Annotated in this window: 21 protein-coding genes and 1 pseudogene; 9 read left to right on the top strand and 13 right to left on the bottom strand. The window is 69.4% G+C overall.

Translation table 11 applies throughout. The annotated features are described in order from the left end of the window. The first annotated feature begins 70 nt into the window (after positions 1 to 70). Positions 71 to 874, top strand: a complete 804-nt coding sequence (locus LZ604_RS09610; protein WP_234514142.1) for a nuclease-related domain-containing protein — start codon at positions 71 to 73, stop codon at positions 872 to 874. Positions 875 to 920: 46 nt separating this feature from the next. Here LZ604_RS09610 and ligD read toward each other — a convergent pair whose 3' ends face one another. Next, on the bottom strand, positions 921 to 1,808 hold the full coding sequence (ligD, locus tag LZ604_RS09605; protein WP_234514140.1) for a non-homologous end-joining DNA ligase: 888 nt from the start codon (positions 1,806 to 1,808) through the stop codon (positions 921 to 923). A 52-nt stretch (positions 1,809 to 1,860) separates the two neighbouring features. Between ligD and ku the strand changes: the two genes are divergently transcribed. Then, positions 1,861 to 2,973, top strand: coding sequence for a non-homologous end joining protein Ku (gene ku / locus LZ604_RS09600; protein ID WP_443732472.1), 1,113 nt, complete (start codon positions 1,861 to 1,863; stop codon positions 2,971 to 2,973). Positions 2,974 to 2,988: 15 nt separating this feature from the next. Here the strand turns inward: ku and LZ604_RS09595 are convergent, their stop codons facing one another. The 5 genes from LZ604_RS09595 to LZ604_RS09575 form a co-directional block, all read right to left on the bottom strand. Further along, positions 2,989 to 4,257 (bottom strand): epoxide hydrolase family protein, encoded by a 1,269-nt coding sequence (locus LZ604_RS09595; RefSeq protein ID WP_234514138.1) that lies wholly within the window; start codon positions 4,255 to 4,257, stop codon positions 2,989 to 2,991. A gap of 511 nt (positions 4,258 to 4,768) precedes the next feature. Continuing rightward, a complete protein-coding gene (meaB, locus tag LZ604_RS09590; RefSeq protein ID WP_234514137.1) occupies positions 4,769 to 5,764 on the bottom strand; it encodes a methylmalonyl Co-A mutase-associated GTPase MeaB in 996 nt (331 codons plus the stop codon). 5 nt (positions 5,765 to 5,769) lie between these two features. Beyond that, the gene (gene scpA, locus LZ604_RS09585; RefSeq protein WP_234514136.1) at positions 5,770 to 7,947 is read right to left on the bottom strand and encodes a methylmalonyl-CoA mutase; all 2,178 of its coding nucleotides are present in this window, start codon (positions 7,945 to 7,947) and stop codon (positions 5,770 to 5,772) included. After that, a complete protein-coding gene (locus LZ604_RS09580; RefSeq protein ID WP_234514135.1) occupies positions 7,947 to 9,755 on the bottom strand; it encodes a methylmalonyl-CoA mutase subunit beta in 1,809 nt (602 codons plus the stop codon). Before LZ604_RS09580 ends, scpA begins: the two co-directional genes overlap by 1 nt. Beyond that, positions 9,752 to 10,048: a hypothetical protein gene (locus LZ604_RS09575; RefSeq protein WP_234514134.1), complete on the bottom strand. Its 297-nt coding sequence runs from the start codon at positions 10,046 to 10,048 to the stop codon at positions 9,752 to 9,754. Before LZ604_RS09575 ends, LZ604_RS09580 begins: the two co-directional genes overlap by 4 nt. Before the next feature lie 380 nt (positions 10,049 to 10,428). Between LZ604_RS09575 and LZ604_RS09570 the strand changes: the two genes are divergently transcribed. After that, complete coding sequence (locus tag LZ604_RS09570; protein ID WP_234514343.1) at positions 10,429 to 11,727, top strand: phosphatase PAP2 family protein; 1,299 nt, start codon at positions 10,429 to 10,431, stop codon at positions 11,725 to 11,727. Positions 11,728 to 12,045: 318 nt separating this feature from the next. On the opposite strand, the gene LZ604_RS09565 is transcribed toward LZ604_RS09570, so the two are convergent. Beyond that, positions 12,046 to 13,137 (bottom strand): ABC-2 transporter permease, encoded by a 1,092-nt coding sequence (locus LZ604_RS09565; protein WP_234514133.1) that lies wholly within the window; start codon positions 13,135 to 13,137, stop codon positions 12,046 to 12,048. Between the two features lie 1,255 nt (positions 13,138 to 14,392). On the opposite strand from LZ604_RS09565, the gene LZ604_RS09560 reads away from it, so the two are divergent. Continuing rightward, positions 14,393 to 15,469 carry a zinc-dependent alcohol dehydrogenase family protein gene (locus LZ604_RS09560; protein WP_234514132.1) on the top strand — a complete coding sequence of 359 codons (1,077 nt, stop codon included), beginning with the start codon at positions 14,393 to 14,395 and terminating at the stop codon, positions 15,467 to 15,469. Positions 15,470 to 16,020: 551 nt separating this feature from the next. On the opposite strand, the gene LZ604_RS09555 is transcribed toward LZ604_RS09560, so the two are convergent. Further along, a complete protein-coding gene (locus LZ604_RS09555) occupies positions 16,021 to 16,194 on the bottom strand; it encodes a hypothetical protein (protein WP_234514129.1) in 174 nt (57 codons plus the stop codon). Between the two features lie 252 nt (positions 16,195 to 16,446). Between LZ604_RS09555 and LZ604_RS09550 the strand changes: the two genes are divergently transcribed. From LZ604_RS09550 to LZ604_RS09530, 5 genes are read left to right on the top strand one after another with little or no spacing between them, the layout of a single operon-like run. Next, on the top strand, positions 16,447 to 16,824 hold the full coding sequence (locus tag LZ604_RS09550; protein WP_234514127.1) for a DoxX-like family protein: 378 nt from the start codon (positions 16,447 to 16,449) through the stop codon (positions 16,822 to 16,824). Beyond that, positions 16,821 to 17,744, top strand: coding sequence for a BtaA family protein (locus LZ604_RS09545; RefSeq protein ID WP_234514125.1), 924 nt, complete (start codon positions 16,821 to 16,823; stop codon positions 17,742 to 17,744). Before LZ604_RS09550 ends, LZ604_RS09545 begins: the two co-directional genes overlap by 4 nt. Continuing rightward, on the top strand, positions 17,741 to 18,505 hold the full coding sequence (locus LZ604_RS09540) for a DUF2071 domain-containing protein (protein ID WP_234514124.1): 765 nt from the start codon (positions 17,741 to 17,743) through the stop codon (positions 18,503 to 18,505). The genes LZ604_RS09545 and LZ604_RS09540 overlap by 4 nt, the downstream gene beginning before the upstream one ends. Next, positions 18,502 to 19,248, top strand: coding sequence for a class I SAM-dependent methyltransferase (locus tag LZ604_RS09535; RefSeq protein WP_234514123.1), 747 nt, complete (start codon positions 18,502 to 18,504; stop codon positions 19,246 to 19,248). The genes LZ604_RS09540 and LZ604_RS09535 overlap by 4 nt, the downstream gene beginning before the upstream one ends. Then, a complete protein-coding gene (locus LZ604_RS09530; protein WP_234514122.1) occupies positions 19,245 to 19,673 on the top strand; it encodes a hypothetical protein in 429 nt (142 codons plus the stop codon). Before LZ604_RS09535 ends, LZ604_RS09530 begins: the two co-directional genes overlap by 4 nt. 101 nt (positions 19,674 to 19,774) lie before the next feature. Here LZ604_RS09530 and LZ604_RS09525 read toward each other — a convergent pair whose 3' ends face one another. From LZ604_RS09525 to LZ604_RS09505, 5 genes and pseudogenes are all read right to left on the bottom strand, one after another. Beyond that, a complete protein-coding gene (locus LZ604_RS09525; RefSeq protein ID WP_234514121.1) occupies positions 19,775 to 20,083 on the bottom strand; it encodes an NAD(P)H-binding protein in 309 nt (102 codons plus the stop codon). Positions 20,084 to 20,189: 106 nt separating this feature from the next. Next, positions 20,190 to 20,464 (bottom strand): annotated as a pseudogene (locus LZ604_RS36205) (NAD(P)-dependent oxidoreductase); the annotation flags it as partial. A gap of 25 nt (positions 20,465 to 20,489) precedes the next feature. Beyond that, complete coding sequence (locus tag LZ604_RS09515) at positions 20,490 to 21,080, bottom strand: NADPH-dependent FMN reductase (RefSeq protein ID WP_234514120.1); 591 nt, start codon at positions 21,078 to 21,080, stop codon at positions 20,490 to 20,492. Next, positions 21,077 to 22,057, bottom strand: coding sequence for an RNA polymerase sigma-70 factor (locus LZ604_RS09510; protein WP_234514119.1), 981 nt, complete (start codon positions 22,055 to 22,057; stop codon positions 21,077 to 21,079). The genes LZ604_RS09515 and LZ604_RS09510 overlap by 4 nt, the downstream gene beginning before the upstream one ends. After that, positions 22,054 to 22,992 carry an NAD-dependent epimerase/dehydratase family protein gene (locus LZ604_RS09505; protein ID WP_234514118.1) on the bottom strand — a complete coding sequence of 313 codons (939 nt, stop codon included), beginning with the start codon at positions 22,990 to 22,992 and terminating at the stop codon, positions 22,054 to 22,056. The genes LZ604_RS09510 and LZ604_RS09505 overlap by 4 nt, the downstream gene beginning before the upstream one ends. Between the last annotated feature and the right edge of the window lie 58 nt (positions 22,993 to 23,050).

Raw genomic sequence — 23,050 nt, 5'->3', positions numbered from 1 at the left:
CTCACAAAGGTAACCGGGTTCTTGCCCCTGGAGCACCCCGCCTGTTCCCATGGTCATGGGGTGATGGTGCATGAGCGGACTGCGCGTCATACCGACCTGGCGACACGGGCAGGAACGCCTGTACGTATGCGGCGCCGACGGCAGGAACGTGGCCTGGTACGACCGCGACACGGGCCGGGTCAACCTGCTCAGCGAGGACCTGCGGCAGGACGTCCTGGCCGCCCTGCACCCGTTCCTGACCGGCCCGGTCACCGTGGGACCGCCGCCCGTCCCCACCCCCGCCGAGCTGGCCCGGCTCACCCTCCACCCGGACGACGACCTGGCGCCGAACCGGCCCGGCGAGGCACTGCTGATCGCCCTGGACCGCGATCCCGGGCCCGGGCACCGGCTGCGCCCCGACCCGCGCAGACGGGCACTCTCCGCCGAACAGGCCGTGGGGGAGGCGCTGGACCAGCTCGAGGGCATGGGATGGCGCACCCTGCACTCGGTGCCGCTGCCCGGCGGGGACCGCGTCCACCACCTGGTGATCGGCCCCGGCGGCCTCTTCACGGTGTACTCGCTCCACGCCCGCAGACAGCGGGTCCTCGTCGCCGATCCGGTGGTGACGGTGGGCCGGGGCGAGCCGTACCCGCTGCTGCGCCGGGTGCGCGCCGACGCGGACCGGGCCTCGTACGCCCTGACCGCCGAGGTGCGCCCCGTCCTGGCGGTCACGGAGCCCGCCCGCCTGGAGGTCACGGTCCCGCCGCGGGAGGTCCGCGTGCTCACGGACACCGACCTGCCCGGCCTCGCCCGCCAGGGCGGCGTACTCAAGCCCGCCGATGTGGAGGCCCTGCACGCGGTGGCGCGGGACCGGCATACCTGGGTCAGAGTCTGACGGGCGCCCGACGGCCGGCGGCAGGACGTGACCGACTCGGAGGCCGTCAGAACGAGGGCAGTGGCCCGGCCTGGCCGGGATCGAGCAGCGGGGCGAGCAGATCGCCGTAGGCCTGGAGGCGGGGGGCGATGTCCGAGGCGCGGAAGACGAGGGCGCCCGGGGACGCACAGGCGGCCACCTCCTCCCAGGTCACCGGCGCGGACACGGTCGGCGCCGGCCGGGCCCGCAGCGTGTAGGGCGCCGCCGTCGTCTTACGGGCCGCGTTCTGGCTCCAGTCCACGAAGACCTTCCCGGGCCGCAGGCTGCGCGTCATGCGGTGCAGGACCAGTCGGGGCATCGCCTTCTCCGCCTCCACGGCGAGCCGCTTGGCGTACTCGGTCGTCCGCTGCGAGGGCGTCGGCTCCACCGAGGCCAGCAGGTGCAGCCCCTTCGAGCCGGATGTCTTCGCGTACGCCTCGATGTCGTCCGCCGCGAGCCGCTCCCGCAGCCACAGGGCGACCCCGCAGCACTCGACGACCGTGGCGGGAGTTCCGGGGTCCAGGTCGAACACCAGCCGGTCCGCCACGTCCGGCGTGTCGATGCGCCACTGCGGGGTGTGGAACTCGGTGACGAGATTCGCGGCCCACATCAGGGTGGCCAGGTCCTGGACCAGCACCATCCGGGCGGGGCCCTCCGCGCGCGGCACCTCGGCCGTGGTGACCCAGTCGGGGGTACCGGGCGGCACGTTCTTGGCGAAGAAGAGCTGGCCGTCCGGCCCGTCCGGGTACCGCAGGAAGGACAGGGGGCGGTCACGCAGGTGCGGCAGCAGCGCGGACGCGGTGGTCGCGTAGTAGTGCAGCAGCTCGCCCTTGGTGAAGCCGGTCGCGGGATGGATGACCTTCTCCAGATTGCTGAGCGCGAGCCGGCGCCCCTCCACCTCTGTGATCGGCGTCATACGATGAGAATCCCATGAAACCGCCCGATATCGATGGAAAAGGGTGCGGCACGTGCGATCCATCTGGAACGGCACCATCTCGTTCGGCCTGGTCAGCATCCCCGTCAAGCTGATGAACGCCACCGAGAACCACTCGATCTCCTTCCGCCAGATCCATCTGGAGGACGACGGCCGCATCCGCTACCGGAAGTTCTGCGAGCTGGAGGACTGCGAGGTGGCGTCGGCGGAGATCGGCAAGGGATACGAGGACGCGGACGGCACGGTCGTCCCGATCACGGACGAGGACCTGGCGAAGCTGCCGCTCCCGACCGCCAAGACCATCGAGATCGTGGCATTCGTACCGGCCGACCGGATCGACCCGCTCCAGATGGACACGGCGTACTACCTGTCGGCGAACGGCGTCCCGGCCGCCAAGCCCTACGCGCTGCTGCGGGAGGCGCTCGGGCGCAGCGGGAAGGTGGCCGTGGCGAAGTACGCGCTCAGGGGCCGGGAGAGGCTGGGCATGCTCCGGGTGTTCGACGATGTGCTCGCTCTGCACGCGCTGCTGTGGCCGGACGAGATCCGGGCGCCGGAAGGCGTGGCGCCGGACGCCGACGTCGCCATCCGCGACCAGGAGCTGGACCTGGCGGACACGCTGATGGACACCCTGGGGGAGGTGGACCTGGACGAGCTGCACGACGAGTACCGCGAGGCGTTGGAGCAGCTGATCACGGCGAAGGCGGAGGGCAAGGAGCTCCCGCAGGCTCCCGAGCCCGAGGGTGGCAAGGTACTGGATCTGATGGCGGCCCTGGAGAAGAGCGTGAGCGCCGCGCGGGAGTCCCGGCGCGCGGAGCCGGGCCGGGAGGCGGAGGTGAGGCACCTGCCCTCCCGCAAGCCGACGCGTGCGGCACCGAAGGAGGTCGGCGGCAAGAAGTCGACTTCGACGGCGAGGAAGGCGGCGACGAAGAAGGCTGCACCGAAGAAGACGACGGCGGCGAAGTCGACGGCGTCGAAGCCGACGACAACCGGAAGCGCGACGGGAACCGGAAAGGGGAAGAAGACGACGGCGAAGAAGACGACCGCGACCGCGAAGAAGACCACCTCCGCCGCGAAGAAGACCACCTCCACCGCGAAGAAGACGGCCTCGCCCGCCAAGAAGGCGGCGGGACGGAAGCGGGCGGGGTGAGGCGGGCGGCTTGGCTCAGCGCAGCGACCTGAACGCGGCCCGGAGTTCGTTGGTGAAGATGTCCGGGACTTCCCAGGCTGCGAAGTGGCCCCCGCTGTGTGCCTTGTTGAAGTAGATGAGCTTGTGATAGCTGCGCTCGGCCCAGCTCAGCGGCGCCTGGTAGATTTCGCCGGGAAACACCGTGATGGCGGCCGGGATGGAAACCGACACGGCGTTGAAGTTGTTGGCGTTGTTCTCCCAGTAGAGGCGAGCGGAAGACACGGCGGTGTTCGTCAACCAGTAGAGCGTGATGTCGTCGAGCATCTCGTCTTTGGTGAGCACCCGCTCGGGGTCGCCGCCGCTGTAGGTCCACGCGGCGAACTTGTCGTACATCCAGGCGGCCAGTCCGACCGGCGAGTCCGACAGTCCGTACCCCACGGTCTGCGGGCGGGTGACCATCATGGCGGAGTAGCCCGACCCCGTCTTGTAGAAGGCGGCAAGTTTGTCGTATGCGGCTTTCTCGTCGGTGGACAGGCCGGCCGGGGCCGGGTCGCCGCAGGCGAGTTTCCTCGCGATGTCCGCGGGCACGGTGGGGGGGAAATTCACATGGATGCCGAGCAGCCCGGGGGGCTGCTGTATCGCCATCCTGTCCGAGATCACCGCACCCCAGTCGCCGCCCTGGGAAACATAGTGCTCGTATTCCAGGCGCTCCATCAGCACGGCCCAGGCGCGCGCGATGCGGTCGGGACCCCAGCCGGTACTCGTCGGCCTCTCCGAAAAACCGTAACCGGGCATCGAGGGTATGACGAGATGGAACGCGTCCTCCGCGCGTCCTCCGTGGTCCGTGGGGTTGGTGAGCGGGTCGACCACCTTCAGAAACTCCAGCACCGAGCCCGGCCAGCCATGGGTCAGGATCATCGGCAGCGCGTTCTCATGGCGAGAGCGGACGTGGATGAAATGTATATCGAGCCCGTCGATATCGGTCAGAAACTGAGGCAAAGAATTCAGCCTCGCCTCGATCTTCCGCCAACTGTAGGACTTTCTCCAGTAGTTTGCGAGTTCTTGCATCTTCGCCAACTGGACGCCCTGGGACTGATCGGTGACGGTCTCACGGTCGGGCCACCGTGTCGCGACGATGCGCCAACGGAGATCGGCCAGATCCCGCTCCGGTATGTCGACGCGGAACGGGCGGATGCCCGTGCCTCTGCCCGCGGCGGCCGGTCTCCCGTCGGTCGCCGCGGTCATCGCGGCGGCTGAGAGGGAAAGAAACTTTCGCCGGGACTGCCGCTGGGGGGTTTCAGACATGGCGGATCTCCTTGAGTCATCCCCCGCACCTTTTCGAGAAATAACCCTCAACGACGCTCGAATTCTCATCGGTGACAGCAGAAACACCGGATCCGAGCCGGAACGGGCGGCGATAACGGGGCAGCAATGGGGCCCGATGCCCACGTACAGAACGTCGTGACTGACTGTAACGCTATGTCGCAGATTGTGAATCCGCAACCGGACCACCTGTCAGCCCGAATCCGTGCGCATCGGTGCGCATCCGTGACGAACCCCTCGTGGCGGCACCCGAATCACCGGCTTCCGCCTGTCCCTGCTGAAAGGCATGGGCAGCAGCCGCGGCAACGCCGAGTCCGGCTTCATCCGCAGCGTGGACGATGCGGTGCACCGCTTCTACACCACCGTGGTGGTCCACTTGGACCGTACGGCACCTCGTCGAGCATCGGCCAAGGAAGCGGCGAAGGCGACAACCTGGGCGCCGGCGCCGGGCGTCACGCGGGTGATGTGCGGCAGTGGGACGGGATCCGAGCGCTCAGGACATGTCCGTCTCGGAGCTCCCGAGCGCGCCCAGAATGCGCTCGGCGGCCAGTGTGGGCGTCAGCTCCCCCTCCCGGACCCGCTGTTCGAGGACGGGAGCGAGAGACCGTACCGCCGGATCGGCGTGCAGGCGGCCGAGGAGTTCGTCGCGGACCATGGTCCAGGTCCAGTCGACCTGCTGGTCGCGGCGCTTGGCGACGAGGCGTCCGGTCGAGTCCAGGAGCGTGCGGTGCTGTTCGAGGCGTTCCCAGACGGTGTCCAGTCCGGTCGACTCCCGCGCGCTGCAACTCAGCACAGGCGGAGTCCACACCGCGTCCTTGCCGTGCATCAGCCGTAGTGCACCCGCCAGTTCACGCGCGGCGGCGCGGGCGTCACGCTCGTGCGGGCCGTCCGCCTTGTTGACTGCGATCACGTCGGCCAGTTCCAGGACACCCTTCTTGATGCCCTGCAACTGGTCGCCCGTGCGGGCCAAAGTGAGCAGAAGGAAGGAGTCGACCATGTTCGCGACCGCGGTCTCGGACTGGCCGACGCCGACCGTCTCCACCAGGATCACGTCGTAGCCGGCCGCCTCCATCACCACGATCGACTCCCGGGTCGCCTTGGCGACTCCGCCCAGCGTGCCCGCGGTGGGGGAGGGGCGGACGAAGGCCGCCGGGTCCACGGCCAGACGTTCCATGCGGGTCTTGTCACCGAGGATCGAGCCGCCGGTACGGCTGGAGGAGGGGTCGACGGCGAGTACGGCCACCCGGTGCCCGAGAGAGGTCAGCAACGTGCCGAACGCGTCGATGAACGTGGACTTGCCCACGCCGGGCACCCCGCTGACGCCGATCCGCCGGGCCCGGCCGCTGTGCGGGAGGAGTTCCGTCAGCAGTTCCTGGGCCAGCGCCCGGTGCTGGGGGCGGGTGGACTCGACGAGCGTGATGGCGCGCGCGATGACGGCCCGCTTCCCGTCGAGGACACCCTTCACATAGGTGTCGAGGTCGGTCGCCATGGGCTTCAGAGATCGTGCCCGAGGTCGGCCGACAGCCGCTTCACCAGGTCGTACGCCGCGTCCGGGATCACCGTCCCGGGCGGGAAGACGGCCGCCGCGCCCATCTCCAGGAGCGTGGGCACGTCCTGCGGCGGGATCACCCCGCCGACCACGATCATGATGTCCTCGCGCCCCTCCTCGGCGAGCTGGTCGCGCAGCGCCGGCACCAGGGTGAGGTGACCCGCGGCCAGCGAGTTGACGCCGACGATGTGCACATCCGCCTCGACGGCCTGGCGGGCCACCTCGGCCGGGGTCTGGAACAGCGGGCCGACGTCCACGTCGAAACCGAGGTCGGCGAACGCGGTGGCGATCACCTTCTGGCCGCGGTCGTGGCCGTCCTGGCCCATCTTGGCGACCAGGATCCGCGGGCGCCGGCCCTCGGCCTCCGCGAAGGCGGACACCAGGGTGCGCGTGCGGTCCACGGACGAGGACTCTCCTGCTTCGTTGCGGTACACGCCGGAGATCGTACGGATCTGCGCCGCGTGCCGGCCGTACACCTTTTCCAGGGCGTCGGAGATCTCCCCGACGGTCGCCTTCGCGCGGGCCGCGTGCACCGCCAGCTCCAGCAGATTGCCGTCGCCGCCGCCGGCGGCCCGGGTCAGCGCGTCCAGCGCGTCCCGGCAGGCGGTCTCGTCGCGCTCCGCGCGCAGCCGCCGCAACTTCTCGACCTGCTGGGCACGTACGGCGGAGTTGTCCACCTTGAGGACCTCGACCTGCTCGTCGCTGTCGACGAGGTACTTGTTGACGCCGATCACCGGCTGGCGTCCGGAGTCGATACGAGCCTGGGTGCGGGCCGCGGCCTCCTCCACCCGCAGCTTGGGGATGCCGGCGTCGATGGCCTGCGCCATCCCGCCCGCCTGCTCGACCTCCTGGATGTGCTGCCAGGCCCGGCGCGCGAGGTCGTACGTCAGCTTCTCCACGTACGCGCTGCCGCCCCACGGGTCGATCACCCGTGTCGTGCCGGACTCCTGCTGGATGAGCAGCTGCGTGTTGCGGGCGATGCGCGCCGAGAAGTCGGTGGGCAGCGCGAGCGCCTCGTCGAGGGCGTTGGTGTGCAGTGACTGGGTGTGGCCCTGGGTGGCCGCCATCGCCTCGATGCACGTACGCGTGACGTTGTTGAACACGTCCTGCGCGGTCAGCGACCAGCCGGATGTCTGCGAATGGGTGCGCAGGGACAGCGACTTGCTGTTCTTCGGCTCGAACTGCGTGACCAGTTTCGCCCACAGCAGCCGTGCCGCCCGCAGCTTGGCGACCTCCATGAAGAAGTTCATGCCGATCGCCCAGAAGAACGACAGCCGGGGCGCGAACGCGTCCACGTCCAGGCCCGCCTCCCGGCCCGCCCGGATGTACTCCACCCCGTCCGCGAGCGTGTACGCCAGCTCCAGGTCGGCCGTCGCACCCGCCTCCTGGATGTGATAGCCGGAGATCGAGATGGAGTTGTAGCGGGGCATCCGCTGCGAGGTGAAGGCGAAGATGTCGGAGATGATCCGCATCGACGGCTTCGGCGGATAGATGTAGGTGTTGCGGACCATGAACTCCTTGAGGATGTCGTTCTGGATGGTCCCGGCCAGCTTCTCCGGCGGCACACCCTGCTCCTCCGCCGCCACGATGTACAGCGCGAGCACCGGCAGCACGGCGCCGTTCATCGTCATCGACACCGTCATCCGGTCCAGCGGGATGCCGTCGAACAGCTGCCGCATGTCGTAGATCGAGTCGATGGCCACGCCTGCCATGCCGACGTCACCGGTCACCCGCGGGTGGTCGCTGTCGTAGCCGCGGTGTGTGGGCAGATCGAAGGCGACCGACAGGCCCTTCTGACCGGCCGCCAGGTTGCGCCGGTAGAAGGCGTTGGACTCCTCGGCCGTGGAGAAACCGGCGTACTGGCGGATCGTCCACGGCTGGTTGACGTACATGGTCGGGTACGGCCCGCGCAGATACGGCGCGATGCCCGGATACGTGCCCAGGAAGTCCAGGCCCTCCAGGTCGCGGCCGGTGTAGAGCGGCTTGACCGGGATGCCCTCCGGGGTCTCCCAGAGCAGGTCGTCTCCGCCGGCCGCCTTCTCGACCGCCGTACGCCACTCGTCGGCGCCGCCGTCGGCGGCCGGGGTCCCCAGCTCGATCCCGGAGAAGTCGGGGATTCCCATCAGGACACTCCCATGCGGTCGAGGGTGGCGGAGAGCACGGCCACGGCGTCGCAGCCGGCGAAGACGTAGGCGTCGACACCGGGGTACTGCCCGGGACGCCCGGCGAGGAACACATGCGCGGCGCCCGCCGACCTCAGCTCCGCGGCCACCGCCGCGGCCCGCTCCTCATACAGCGCGTCGCTGGAGCACAGGCAGACCTCCGAGGCACCGCTGTCTTCGAACGTGCCCTCGGTGACGGGCTCGATGCCGCCCGCCTGGAAGAGGTTCGAGGCGAAGGTGAGGCGGGCGGTGTGGGCGGCGGCCGGGCCGATCGCGGCGAGGAAGATCCGGGGCCGGGAGCCGGTGGCGGCGAGGTGGGCGTCGGAGCGGGCGCGCAGCGTCTCGTAGGCCTCGTCGCGGCGCACACGCGGCAGTCCACCGGACGGCGGCTCGGGCGCGCTCTCACGCACGACCGGCTTCTCCCCGAGGTTCGGGAACTCGCTGACGCCCGTGATGGGCTCGCGTCGCTTGGCCAGCTTGCTGGTGCGGGCCTGCCAGGTTTCGGCCAGTTCCCGCCCGAGGTGCCCCGACCGCAGGGCGGCCGCCTGCCCGCCGGCCCGCTCGATCGACCGGAAGAACTCCCAGCCGGCGTGCGCGAGTTCGTCGGTGAGTCGCTCCACGTACCAGGAACCGCCGGCCGGGTCGATCACCCGGGACAGATGCGACTCCTCGATGAGGATCGTCGAGGTGTTGCGGGCGATACGCCGTGCGAACCCGTCCGGCAGGCCGAGGGCGTGGTCGAAGGGCAGCACGGTGACCGAGTCGGCCCCGCCCGCCCCTGCGGCCAGGGTGGCGATGGTCGTGCGCAGCATGTTCACCCAGGGGTCGCGGCGCGTCATCATCACCGGTGAGGTCACGGCGTGCTGGAGCTGCGCCCCCGCACGGGGGGCTCCGCAGACCTCGGCCACCCTGGCCCACAGCCTGCGCGCGGCCCGCAGCTTGGCGATCGTCAGGAACTGGTCGGCGGTCGCCGCATACCGGAACTCGAGCTGCGCACACGCCTGTTCGACGCTCAGCCCCGCCTCCGTCAGCTCCCGCAGATACGTCACCGCGGTGGCCAGCGAGCAGCCCAGCTCCTGGGCGGCCGAGCCGCCGGCCTCGTGGTAGGGGAGCGCGTCCACGGTCAGTGCCCGCAGCCCCGGGTACTCCGCGGCACACCGCCGCGCCAGACCGGCCGCCGGTGCGAACTCGCCGAGCTGCCCGGTACGGGCCTCGTGACCGAGCGGATCCGCGCCCAGGTTGCCGCGCGCCGCTTCGGGGGCGACGCCCCGCTCCTCGTACAGCCGCAGCAACTCCCGTGCGGCGGGCTCGGCATCGCGCCCCGCGTCGAGGACCACGGGCGCCAGGTCGAGATAGACGCCGTCGAGGGCCCTGCCGAGCGCAGGTACCGGGATGCCGCCTTCCCCGACGGTCAGCCAGAGGGAGGTGACGCCGTTCTCCAGGTCCGCGAGCACCGCGGCTGCGTCGGCCACCGTGTGCCGCTGCCGTACGTCCCAGCCGCCGACCGTGTTCCCCTCGGCGCGGCCGCCGCGCACAAAGGGCGCGAACCCGGGCAGGCCAGGCTCGGGCGCGATGTCGCGCGCGGTGTACAGCGGCCGGGTGGTGAGCCCGTCCTCCAGCGCGGTGAACAGGGCTTCCTCGGCCTCGGCACCCTCGACGTCCTTGCCCGACTTGCGCAGGACACCCGCCACAAGGCGCTGCCACTGCTCGTGGGGCACGTCAGGGAACTCGCCGGCCAGCTCAAGCCCGTCGTCAGGCAGGACCGTCATGCTCGGATGCTAGGACACAGGTGCAGAGGAGCAGCAGAGGTCACGGCTGTGACCTTGCCCTCCTCGTGGACCTTGACCTCCTCGGGCCTGTGAGCAATCACGTTGAAACCGAGGCGATGGCCACGGTTCGGCGCCGGCCCCCGGCACGGTAAGGAGTTCAGTGCCGTGCCGTCCTGATGGTCGGTCACCGCCCGTGCCCGGTCGTCGAGGGCGGTCAGGGCCGTACCGAAGCCGCACAACCGGCCGCCGATACGGGCGTCACCGTACTGCCGCCCGGCGTAGCTTCCGGTCATCCCGCGACGGCGCCTGCCGCGGCGCCGGCGGCCTGGTCACGCCATGCGCCCGTGATGCCCTCGATGCCCACCGGGCGGCGAGGGTTTCATGGTCATTCCCGAGAAGCTGGATCATCGAGCCGGGACCGTCCGACCTTCGCGCCATCCGGGACGACTGAAATCCACCCGCAATCCACCACCACGTTCCGATAACATGATCGAATCACGACGAGCGCCCTCATCGCCCGTCCTTCACCGGAAAACCACGCTATCCGGCACGAAAGTGACCTATTTAGCCAACACCTAACAAATCGGCCAAACGATTGATACCTATAACATCGCGGACGTTTTCGCGAATAAACACCAGAATCAAGCTCGCCGCATGGCGTCGGCCCCGGGTGATGCTGTGGGCCGCGGCCGGTGTGGTGGCCCTCGGATTCCTTATCGCGCTGGAAATCGCCGCGCGTCGCTACGGCATGCCGGGACCGATCACCACCCAGGCGCGGGAGGTCATTTTTCCGCCCAAATCGGGTTTCCTGTTGTACGCCAGTATGGCGTTGATGATGGTGGTGCTCACCTGGCGGGAACGGCTCATCGCGGCCGGTGTCGCGATCGGCATCGACATCGTCTTCCTGCTGGTGCGATGGGCGGCCGACGTCAGGGTGACCGAGGGCCATCCCTTCGGCAGCGGCGCGTTGTGGGTGATCTTGGGCTATGCGGTCATCGCCATCACGCGCCGCAGGGGCCGGGAACGTGTCCTGCTGCTGAAAGGCGTCGGGCTGGGGCTGCTGCTGGTGGCCGGCCGCAAGACCGGCGATGCCTGGCTACTCATCACGTCGAAGACCCGCCCGGCGGTGCTGGACCAGTACGTGGCAACCGCCGATCATGCGCTGGGCGACCCATCGTGGCTGGTAGGCCGGATGGTCGAGGCCACCGGCCCGATCGGCGCCCATGTCCTCGACTACGTCTACGTCCAGCTTGCGCTGGCCGCGGTCGTCATCGCGCTGTACCAGCTGCGTGATGTGGCAGTCGAGCGCCGCTTCCCGCGCCATCATCTGGTGCGCACCTTTCTGGTGATCGGCCTTGTCGGGCCGGCCATCTACATGATCTTCCCGGTGGTCGGACCGGTCTTCGCCTACGGCACCGGCGCCTTCGGCACCGGCGGCGGGCACTGGGCGGTGGCCAATCTCTGGCCGGACACGCCGCCGCCGATCCATACCCCGCACCAGATGCCGTTCGACGAGTTCACCCCACGCAACTGCATGCCCAGCCTGCACACCGCGTGGGCCACCGCGATTTTCCTGCACTCCCGCAAGGGCCCCCGGATTCTGCGATTCGCAGGCGCTTTCTGGCTGATTGCCACGCTCGGCGCAACGCTGGGATTCGGCTACCACTACGGCGCGGATCTCGTTGCCGGCGTGGTGTTCACACTCACGATCGAGGCAGGACTGCGCTCGCTCGAACGCGGCTGGGATCGGTCAGGAACCCAGCTGGTCATCTACGGCGCAACCGTCTTCGCCGCGCTCCTGCTGTCATATCGCTATCTGCCAGTGGAGATGGCCAGACATCCGTGGGTGTTCGGGCCACTTCTCATTCTGGCGATGACATCAGTGGTCCACGGCTACGTACGGACCACCAAACTGTGGGAACCGACGGTTGCACCGGTGCGGCAACCGGAACCGCAACCCGAACCGGCTTGAGTGCCTCCTGCTGTTCCTCGCCCGCGATCCACCGGTCGCTGGGCGCGAACTTCTGTGCAGCGCCGCTCAACCACTCGGCGGGCGAACCGAACTATGCGGAGACGGGCCAGCGGGCGCGGTGGCTCACGCGCCGCTCACACGCCGCTCACGCACAATCAGTGCGTGCCACTGAGGAAAGGCGGGAGACAGTGAGACTGTCTCCCGCTCTTTCATGTCGGCATCCCGCCTGGTCGGCGAGCGATTGCGGCCGGCCGCTCGCCTGCGGTGTCCGTGGGTACCGGGTCCGGTGAACCGGGGCGCCCCAGCCTTGTGACGCCCTCAGACCGCGACCGCCTCGCCCATTTCCTCCTCGACCGCTTCTTCTTCGGCGTCCTGCTCCTCGTTCGCCGGTGGGGCTACTTCCGGGGCAGGGGCGGCGCGACGCTCGGCCACCGCGGCGGCGGCCATCAGCAGCAGTCCCGCGACAAGCCAGAGAACCAGGGTGAGGATGCGGCCGGCGAACTCCGCCGAGTCGAAGTAGAGCAGGCTGCGTGCGCCCTCGACGAAGCCGGCGCCGTTCCAGAAGGCGTGCAGTGCGCCGAAGAAGCCGTTCTGCAACGCGGGCTGGAAGATGCCGCCGGAGCTGGTGAAGTTGAGCATCACGAACAGCACCATCAGTGCCAGCGTCGTCCAGCGCTTGAGGAAGGTGTGGAGGGCGATGCCGATGGTGAGGATTCCCGCCGAGTAGAGCCAGGCCATGCCCCACAGTCCGAGCAGGTGGTGGTCGGCGAGGTGGAAGACCGGCCCCGCCAGCACCGTTCCTATGACGCTGACCACCAGTGCGGTGCAGAGGCCGATGGCGGCCCGGATGCCTATGCGGAGTGTCCCGCCGCCCGCGCCGATGGCGGCGACGCTGGCGTAGGAGCCGATGCTCAGCGCGACCAGCAGGAAGAACAGGCCCTGGCCGGTGGGGTCACCGCTGGAGAGCCGGGACAGGTCGGTGACGCGCAGCGGAGCGCCCTGCTTGCCGGCCACGGTCGTGAACACGGCCTCCGCGGCGGTGGCGGAGGTGTCGGAGTTGGCCTTGGCGACCAGTAGCTCGGGGTGTTCGGCGCTGGGCACGTAGGCGCCGACCAGGTCCCGGTCCATGATCTGGCGCTGCGCGGCGACCCGGTTGGGCACGGTGGTGACATCGAGCGCGTCACCGGCCTTGTCCTTGATCGTCTGGGCCAGCACCCGGTAGCGGGGCGAGGTGCCGACGACGGCGACTTTCAGTCCGTGCGCGTGCGGTGCGTGGAAGGCCCCGAGATAGGCCATGCCCATACCCAGGCACATCAGCAGCGGAGTGATCAGGAGGATCACCACATGGCGGACGCTGTGGCGTGTGGCGATCACTGCCGGCCGCTCTCCGGCCAGACGGTGGGTACTCATCGAGGGCTCTCCTTCGCCTAGATGGTTGTAAACTACACCTGAATCTGGTTGTATGCTACAACCATTAGGGGAAGGGTCCCTGGGTGCCCTCCATGTCCGACCGTGAGGCGCCGATGGACGTCGTCCGGCGCGATCTCACCTCCGTTCTCCGCCGCGCTGCAGCGCATGCGAAAGCCGGGCCCCAAGCGGCGAATTCGGGGGCCCGGCTTTCACGGGTGACGGTCACGGGCGCGGATCGTTCCTACATCTCGTGGCCTGGTCGCTGCCGTCAGGGTGGAGCGCGGCCCTCACGGGCCGGCCGGTGGCCTCGGCTTCGCTCAGCTCGCCTGTGGCAATCAGCTGCCCGAGGGTGACCGCGGCTCGGCGAGGCAGTCCGGCATAAAGCGAACGCGGTACGCCACTGCCCAGCCACGTACTTCCGGCAGAACTCGAACCACCGCAAAGGCGGATCGGCGCCCGCTGCTTCGGCGGCTTCGGCCGCCGCCTTCCCCCTCGAGCGACTTGGCAATCTTCGCTGGTGGACTCCTCGTGGCCGTCGATGCAGCTGTGTCAGCGAGGGGATCGGGCAAGCGAGGTCGGCCGCCGGTCCACGGCAAGCGTGATCGGCGGCGTCCGTGTGACCGTTCCGGTCGCACCGGTGTGTCCAAGTCGGTGATTCCGATCAGCGCAAGAAGAGAACATGGTTGAAACATCAACGTTTCGGTCGGATTGGGTTTCAAGAATCGGCAATCCGCCTAGCCGAGAGGACTAAGAAGTGTATTTTTAAGTCGCGCAGGCTCCAGACGGAAAAATGGCTGTGATCGCAGCAGTGTTTTCCTTCGCCGCCATCTCTTCAATCGTTCAGGCCGACGCGGCAACCTTAGAGGCCTGCGACGCAGAAGGTCGCACTAGCCGGGCAAGCTCGTGCGGTTTGCGCCTGAATTTCGCAGCACGGGTCCAGGTCGTCGGTACGGTCGCTTGCGGTCCAACCGTTGGCCCCAAGGATTCGCCGCCGCGGTGTGACGCTGGAAGAGATCAGTACTGAACGGGACCTCATCTGCATCGGCGAGTACGAGAGAATGGCTTCGTCGAGGACTACACCTCGAAGGTGCGCGACGAGCCGATCGCAATCACTGCTGTCTATAGGAACCCAGAGGCACACTCACCATCTTGTGGTGAACCACCGCCCACTGTCCTCGGTCTTTCTTTTCTCTCGACTGTTGGGCGCGCGCTTTGCTGGGACACGGTACGAGCACCCACTTGAAGGAGATATCTCATGTCCATGCCACAATCCATGCGTGCGCTCGTCGCCGGAAAGGTCGGCGAGCCCCACGATGTCCTGCGGCTGGAATCCCGGCCTGTCCCCACACCGGAAGCCGGTCAGGCGTTGATCCGTGTGAAGGCGACCCCGATTCACGCCAGCGATCTGCACGTACTGCGTGGCCGCTACGGTTTCTCCCCGGAGTTTCCCACTGTGGGCGGTCACATGGAATGCGTAGGCGTTATTGAGGCCCTGGGCCCGGATACCGAGGGACTAAAGATCGGCGAACGCGTGGTGACCGTTGCCGTCCCGGCGATACCCGGGCCGCAGGTGGCCGGCACCTGGCAGGAATACCTCGTTGCCGATACACAGAGGCTCCTGCCAATCCCCGACCATCTGAGCGACTCCAGCGCCTGTCAACTCGCCGTCAACCCGTTGACCGCGCTGCTCCTGGTGACTCGCGAACTCGACGTACAGCCGGGTGAATGGCTGTTGCAGACGGCCGCGGGCTCCACAGTCGGCCGGCTCGTCATTCAGCTGGCCAGACATCTTGGCATTCGCACGATCAATGTCGTGCGGCGGCGCGACGCCGTCGAGGAGATCAAAGCGCTTGGTGGTGACGAGGTCATCTGCACCGAGGACGAGGACCTGTTGCAGCGTGTGGCCGAGATAGCAGGGCCGGCCGGCGTGCGGAAGGCCATCGACTGTGTCGCGGGTCACGTGGGTGCCCAGGTATCCCAGGCATTGGCTCCGGGAGGAGAGGTCGTGGTCTACGGCGCGCTCTCTACCCATCGGCAGACCGACCCGGCAGCGCTGACGATCCCGCTGCAGGCGCGCTCGGTCATCTACGAGACCAAAGCAGTCCGTGGCTTCTGGCTGAACCGCTGGTTCGGCACCGCCTCACCTGAGGATGCGCTGCGCGCGCTGTCCGAGGTTCGCAGTCTCGTCGCTGATGGAGTGCTGAGCATCCCCCAGGGCCGGCCGTTCCCGCTCGAACGCTTCACCGAAGCCATCTCGCTCGCCGAAACGCCCGCACGCGGCGCCAAGCCACTTTTCGTCTTCGGAGACGGCGGGGACAGAGACGACAGGTAGGAAGCGGCCCGGCCGGTGCTGGCGGCGAGCGGAGCGGCAGGCTGCCCCGGAGCCGCCAGAGCCTCCGGAGGCATGGCCACTGAGCTCGGGTTGTCAGCACCTACGGTCGTGCTCCCAGCCCCGGTCGGCCGGCCCGACATGGCGGGGGTTCTGCGGCCCTGAGACCGCATGGCAGTGTGTCCTCGTGCTTCCTTCCGCAGATGATCCGCCAAGAGTCCTGGCTACGTGCTGGCCGTGCTGGATCGCTGTACCCACGGGTGATCAAGCAGGGGTCATGGAGATGACCTGCTGCATCTGTGCAGGAGCCTGAGCGCCCGCTACGGCCGGGCGCAGGCGTACTACTACCGGGCCCAGGAAGTGGGCCGCGTTCGACCTCGCTCCCGAGATCGCCGCGGCTCTGGGGTCGAGCGGCGTACGGCCGCACAGACACGAAGACCCCGGCCTCAGTGTTTCCGCTGCTGCACCCCCTGGCATTACGGCTCGCCAGATGGCCACTGCCCTGTCAACGGTTCGGTGCCACGCGACCGCGGTGACTCGATGTCACGACGTTGTCAGCGCTTGAAGGAGTCCTTGGTCCTCTCCTTCTCGCCCCGCATCATGCCCCGAGCTTCGAGGGCGGCGCCCTTTGCCGCGAGGCTCTCCTTGTGCACCGCGTGGGCCGCCTTTCGCACGGTCTTTCCGACAACCTGTTCGGCCCTTGCCTTGGCCTTCTCTCCGACACTCATCTCAGTACCTCCGAACTCACGGGCCGAGTGCCCTTGGCGCAAGGGCGAAACCCTGATCAGGCGGTGTCCCGCTGTTCAACCCCGCCTGCCCGATGTGGCCAACGGCGGGGGCCGATCACGGCCCCACGGCTCCGCGCGAAAGCCGAGCCACAGCCACCTGGGCCCCTGTGAGGAAGGCCAACCTGATCACCGCGCGGCCGGACCAGGGGGGCCGGAACTCGCGCCGAATGGTGCGGCAGGCATGATCATCCCGTGGTGAAGACGTGGCGGGTCCGGGTGGCGCGGTGGGCGATCGCCTTGGTCTGGCTCTACGAGGGGTTCTGGTGCAAGATCTGGCCGGGGCGGGCGGATCAGCGGGCGATCGTGGGTGACGTGCCGTTCCTGCCGGGATGGGCGGTGACGGGAGTGCTTGCCGGGATCGGTCTGGCAGAGGTCGCGATCGGCGCATGGGTGCTGAGCGGGCGGCGGGCGCGTTCGGCCGCGCTCGTGCAGACCGTGCTGGTGGTGGCGTTCAACCTGGGCGGTCTGCTCTTCAGCCCCGGCCAGATCGACGAGCCGGGACGGCTGGTGACGCAGGACCTGGCCTTCCTGGCGCTGATCTGGATGGTGACCTGGACGGCGGCCGAGTGACCGGGACACCGTGGGCACGCGGTCGGCTGCTCGGCGGATTCGACGGCCCACGCCTGCTCTTCGGGCGGATGTACGAGGACTGGGGTGTCGAGCTGGCGGTCTTTCCGCCGCCGGGCGCGCGGGTGCTGTGCATCGCCTCGGCGGGGGACACAGCGGCAGCCCTGCATTCGGCGGGGTACGAGGTGACGGCCGTCGATGTCAATCCGGTACAGCTCACGTACGCGCGGGAGCGGCTGGCCGGCTGCGGTACACGGGAGGGCACGGCGGAGGCGGTCATGCGCCTGGGCCGGGGCGCCGCGGCGCGGCTGCTGCCCGCGTGGAGGCAGAGAGAGCTGCACCGTTTCCTGACACTGGACGATCCGGTGGAGCAAGCTCGCCGCTGGCGGGAGGAGCTGGACACCGCGGGTCTGCGCCGGCTGATGCGGGTTGCGCTGCGCCCCGGCGGAGCCCTGGCGCTGGCGCTGCGCCCGTCGTTCGCCGGTGTCGTACCGAAGCGTTTCGACGAGGTGCTGCGGCGGCGCCTGGAGCGGACCGTGGGCAGGCATCCCAATGCGCGCAATCCGTGGCTGTGGCGGCTGCTGGCGGGCGCGGAGCCGCCGGGTACCCCGGAGCCGTGGGCACCGGGCGTCCGGCTGGTGTGCGACGACGTGGTGAACGCGTTGGAGCAGGCGCCGCGCGGCGGCTATGACGCGGTGACGCTCTCGAACGTGCTGGACGGGCCGGACCCCGACTTCGCCCGTCGGCTGCGGACGGCCGTACGGCACGCGGTGCGGCCCGGTGGGGTGGTGGTGCTGCGCAGTGCCCGGGAGCCGGGTCCGGACGGGCCGGGCTGGGCGGCCCAGGACCGCTCGGCGCTGTGGGGTGTGGTACGGGCGGTGCGTCTCGGGGGCGCTGCCCCGGATCGGAGGATCGAGCCGTGAGGCATCTGCTGCAGCGCCATCCCGTTGCGATACGCACGCGCTTCGCTCACTCGCTGGTGCTGACGTACGCGCTGCCTTCCGCGGTGCTGCGCCCTCTGGTCCCACCGGGCCTGGAACTGGACACATACGGAGAGCACGGGTTCGTGGCGGCCGCGCTGGTGGACACCCGCGCCCTGCGACCGGCGGCCCTTCCCGCCCGTTTCGGGGCGGACTACCTGCTCACCGGTTACCGCGTCTTCACCCGCTTCCGCACTCCGGGCGGGCGCGTCATGCGCGGACTGCGCATCCTGCGCAGCGACACCGACCGCAGGCTGATGGTGCTGGGCGGCAACTTGCTGACCCGCTACAACTACCATCTGGCCCGGATCCGGGCCCGGGCCGAGGGCGAGTCGCTGGAGTTCCGCGTGGACAGCGCCGACGGCCGGGCGGATCTGCATGTGCGGGCGGACCTCGGCAGCGCGCCTGCACCGCTGCCCGCGAGCAGCCCTTTTGCGGACGCGCGCGCCGCCCGGCGCTTCGCGGGCCCGCTCCCCTACACCTTCGAGTACGAGCCGCAGACCCGTTCGATGATCGTGATCAAGGCATTCCGAGCCCACTGGGACCCGCAGCCTGTCTCGGTCGACGTGCGCCGCCTGACCTTTTTCGACCACGGCCCGTTCGCCGGCACGCGGCCGCTCCTCGCCAACGCCTTCCACGTCGCCGATGTGGAGTACGGCTGGGAACGCGGCCTGCGCCGGACCGAGAGCGGGAGCGAGCGGTGACCCGCCGGTCGGGCGTGCGGGACGTGATCGCCTACAACTGGCCGCAGTACGCCGCCGGCCTGGCCACCGCGGCGGTCTTCGCCGCCCTGTCCGGCCGTCTGCCGTACCCGCTGCGCACCATGGCCCGCGCAGGCTCAGCAGCCGCTGTCGGTCTGCTCGCTTCCGCCACGGTCGCGAGCTGGCTCGTCTACGACCGGTCCGAAATGTACGACTACGACTGGCTGGACACGCTGCTGCCGCAGACGCCGTCCGTGCACTTGGTGGTGGGCACCGGCCTGGACGAGGCGAGCGCCCCGCTGGCCGCCCGCTGGCCGGCCTCCCGGCAGATCACCGTCGACCTTTATGACCCCGCCGTGATGACCGAGGGCTCGGTGCGTCGGGCCCGGCGCCGGGTACCCCCGCCACCGCACGCCCTGCCCGGCCGTCCGGATGCCCTTCCCGTGCGCCGGAGCGGGGTGGACGCCGTATTCCTGATCTTCGCCGCCCACGAACTGCGGCAGGCCGAGGACAGGGAGCGGCTGTTCGGGGAATGCGCCCGGGTGCTGCGCCCCGGCGGGCGCCTGGTCCTGGTGGAACACCTCAGGGACAGCCCGAATACGGCCGTCTTCGGGCCGGGTGCCTGGCATTTCCTCCCCCGCGCGGAGTGGCTCCGGCTGGCCGCGCACGCCGGTCTGCGTCCGGCGGCCGAGCACCGCATCGCCGGCCTGGTCACCGCGCTCGCGTTCACCAGGGGACCGGCATGACCCACCTCCTCGCTCTCATCTGGCAGTTGCGCCTGGTCGGTGCCGCCCTCATCGGGGTGGGGCTGCTGCACGTGGTGCTGCCGCGCATCCTGGGCTGGCCGGACGACCTTGGCAACACCAGTCTGCTGACCCGGCAGGTTTCCTACGCGCATCTGTTCTTCATCGGCCTTACCTGCGTGCTGCTCGGTGCACTGCCGCTGGCGTTCGCTCGGGAGCTCCTGACCGGCGATCCCCTGCCGACCGTTCTGCTCTGCGGGCAGACCCTGTTCTGGGGCCTGCGCTGGGTCATGGAATTCGCCTACTTCTCACCGCGGTTGTGGCGGGGTCATCGGCTGCGGACGGCGGGTCACGTCGGACTCTCCGTGCTGTGGACGTGGGTGACCGCCGTGTTCGCGGTGGCGACGGTCCACGCGGCAGGCCAGTAGCGCTTCGTCGACCAGCAGACCGTGGACAGCCGCCCTCACTCATGTCAACGCCCTTGCACACTTGCTGCGTTGCCGCCTCGGCCGGGTGCGGACGGATCGGCTCATCCCCTGGCGAGTGCTTCGCGGCGGATCCACTGGAGCAGAGTGGGGTTGTCGACGGTGGTGATGACGCTGACGGTGGTGCGGTGGTGGCGGTCGTCGCTGAGCAGGGCCGGCATGCTCGCGGCCAGGTCCACGCGGGCGGTGAACCTGCCGTCGGCGTGGCCCTCGACGAGGGTGTAGTCGGTGACCGACGGCAGGTGGTGGAGCCCGCCCGGACGGATGATCGTCCAGTCCAGATCGCCGGCCCGGACCAGCGCTTCCATCCGCCGCATGTCGTCGTACAGCGTCTTGCCCAGCACCCGTGTCACGGCAGAAGCACGCGGTTGCACAGGAGCCGGCATCGGAGTACGGGTGCGGGTCGACCCCGCTCGAGCTGACGACGGTGAGTCGACGTACCCGGTGCCGTTTCATCGCGGCGACGATGTTGGCCACGCCGCGCGAGTAGGTGCCGATGGGTTCCTTCCCAGCGGGGACCCCGAGAGTCGACAGCACCGCGTCCTGCCTTGCCACGGCGGCGGCGACGGCTTCCGGACGAGCACGTCGGCGCCGAGTATGCCGAGCCGCTCGTGGCGCAGCGGGAAGGAGTGCGGCTGCCGGGTGACCGCGGTGACCCGGTGTCCGGCGGCGAGTGCCCGGTCCGTGAGCAGTCGACCGGTGGGACCGTTGGCGCCGAAGACCGTGATGCGCATGACGACTGGTCGTGTCCGCCGGTCTCTAGGCGTTCTGGTGAGCGGTCCGGGGAGCTGTGCGGAGCGGGCCGAGTGCCTGCGCCCACGCCAGCAGCTCATCGACCAGCCCGTGCACCTCCGCCGTATGGAGCTCCCGTGGCCGGAATTCGGTGAAATTCACGAAGTCCTCGCGCAGTGACAGCGCCACCTGTGGCCCGATGTCGGCCATCCGCAGCACGCCGGCCTGTGCGCGCAGCTTCTGCACTGCCATGACAGCGCCGAAGATGCCGTAACCGACGTAGGCGACCGGCTTGCCGCCCCACTCCTGGTGGAGATAGTCGATGGCGTTGGTCAGTGCGGCGGGCGGGGCGGTGTTGTATTCGGGGGTGACGATGACGTAGGCGTCGTAGGAGCCGATCCGCTCGGCCCATCGCCGGGTGTGCCGCTGCCGGCCCGGTGCCCTGGCAGCTGGGACGGCTTCGTCGAGCAGCGGCAGCGCGTGGTCGGCCAGGTCTATGAGCTCGAAGTCGGCGGCGTCGCCCGCGTGTTCGGCTGCCAGGTCCCGTACCCATTGGGCCACCCGGTGGCCGTTGCGGCCTGGGCGGGTGCTGCCGACGATGACGCCGATCCTGATCATGTCCGATTTCCTTGTCCGCGTTGTGCCGGTTGTCCTGTTTCCCGGTCCGGGTCCCGGCGAACCTGCTGTGTTTCGCGCAGAACCGCCCAGGCATCCCCCACGGGGCCCAAGTGCCCGAGCTTGTCGGGGTTGCTGACCGTGCGGATCGTCTGGATCTGCCCGTCGAGGATGTCGAGCGTCCAGGTGTTGATGACCTTGCCGTACCGATCACGGAAGATCGCGCCCGGCTGGCCGTTCACCTGGTGTGGTTCCACCGCGCCGCCGATCCGGACGAACGGCGGCAGGAGGGCGGCGAGCACCCGGGACACATCGTCGGCGCCGAAGAAGCCACCGGCCCACTGCGGAGCCTTGCCGCCGCTGTCCGCGACCATCTGCACGTCTGCGGCGAGCATTTCCCGAAGCCCGTCGACGTTTCCTTCCGAGAGGGCGTCGAAGAACCGCAGTGCGAGTTCCTCGCGCTCGCGCCGATCGGCTTCGAACCGGGGCCGGCCCGCGTTCATATGACGGCGCGCCCGCACCACCAGCTGACGGCACGCGGCCTCCGAGCGCTCCACCGCCGAGGCGATCTCCGGAAAGCCGAAGCCGAACACCTCCCGCAGGACGAACACCGCGCGTTCGAGCGGGGTGAGCCGTTCGAGCAGGAACAGGGCCGCCATCGACACCGAGTCGGCCAGCTCGGCCGAGCGCTCCGGGTCCTGATACGGGTCGGTCAGCAACGGCTCGGGGAACCATGGCCCGACGTACTCTTCGCGCCGGACGCGGGCCGAGCGCAGCACGTTGATCGAAATGCGGCTGACCACGGCGGACAGGAACGCCTTGGCCGAGGTGGGGGGTGTCGTGGACGCCTCGTAGCGCAGCCAGGTCTCCTGGACGGCGTCCTCGGCCTCGGTCACGCTGCCCAGGATCCGGTACGCGATCGAGAACAGCAGCGGCCGCAGCTCCTCGAACTCCTCGGCCTTCTCCGTGCCCCGGGTCACGCCAGCTCCTCCTCGAAGCCCTGTCGCCACGACGGATAGCGCAACTGCCAGCCGAGCTCTCGCTTGGCCTTGGCGTTGGAGAAGCCGCGCCCCTCGGTCATCATCACCACCGCCTGGTCCCCGGCCAGCAGCCGGGCCAGCCACACCGGGACCCGCATCGGCCGCTTCGCTCCCGCGCATGCGGCCAGGTGGGGCAGCCACTCGCTCGCCGGAGCCGGTTCGTCGTCGACGATGTTGAACACGCCCCTCGCCTTCTGCTCCACGGCCAGGACGGTCGCGCTCGCCGCGTCGTCCAGATGCACCCACGAGCTGTAGCCGGTGCCACGCCCGACCAGCGGGTACTGCCGCTTGCGCACCAGCTCGACCTGGTCGTCGATGGCGCCGGGCCCGTAGAACGCGCCGTAGCGCAGGACCGCACCGCCGGCCCTCAGGACCACGTCCTCGACGTGGACCAGCGCCTTCAACCCCACATGCGCCGCCGTCCCCTCAAGCTGGTCCAGCGGGTCCTGTTCGGTCTTCACCCAGCCGCCCTCCCGGATGCCGTTCCAGGAGGCGTAGCCCTGTGCGACCACATGGGACACACCGGCTGCCTCCGCTGCCGCCAGCAGGTGGTCCGTCCCCTCGGTACGCAGCCGGTTGGTGAGGGCGAACCAGCGGTCCGGGTGCTTGATGTCGGGCTTGCCGGCGTGCGCCATGGAGATCGCGGTCATCTGGTGCACGATCACGTCCGGCCGGGCCCTGGCCACCGCCTCACCGACCGAGGCCGCATCCAGCCCGTCCATCACGACCCCGTCCGCGCCGAGCCGCGCCAGCCGGCCCAGCTTGAGCGCGCTTGTGGTCGTAGCCGTCACCTGGTGACCACGGGCCAGGAGCTGCGGCACCAACCGCTGCCCCAGGACCCCCGACCCGCCCGCCACGAACACCCGCATGGCCATCACCCTCCCGACGTAGGCGTCTGCCTTCGCTACCAGAGACAAGACAGCCCGGCCATCT

This window comes from Streptomyces glomeratus, from assembly GCF_021462825.1.
GTDB classification, from domain to species: Bacteria; Actinomycetota; Actinomycetes; order Streptomycetales; family Streptomycetaceae; genus Streptomyces; species Streptomyces glomeratus.
Note: the sequence above shows the minus strand (reverse complement) of the source record. Positions and strands in the feature narration are given on the sequence as shown.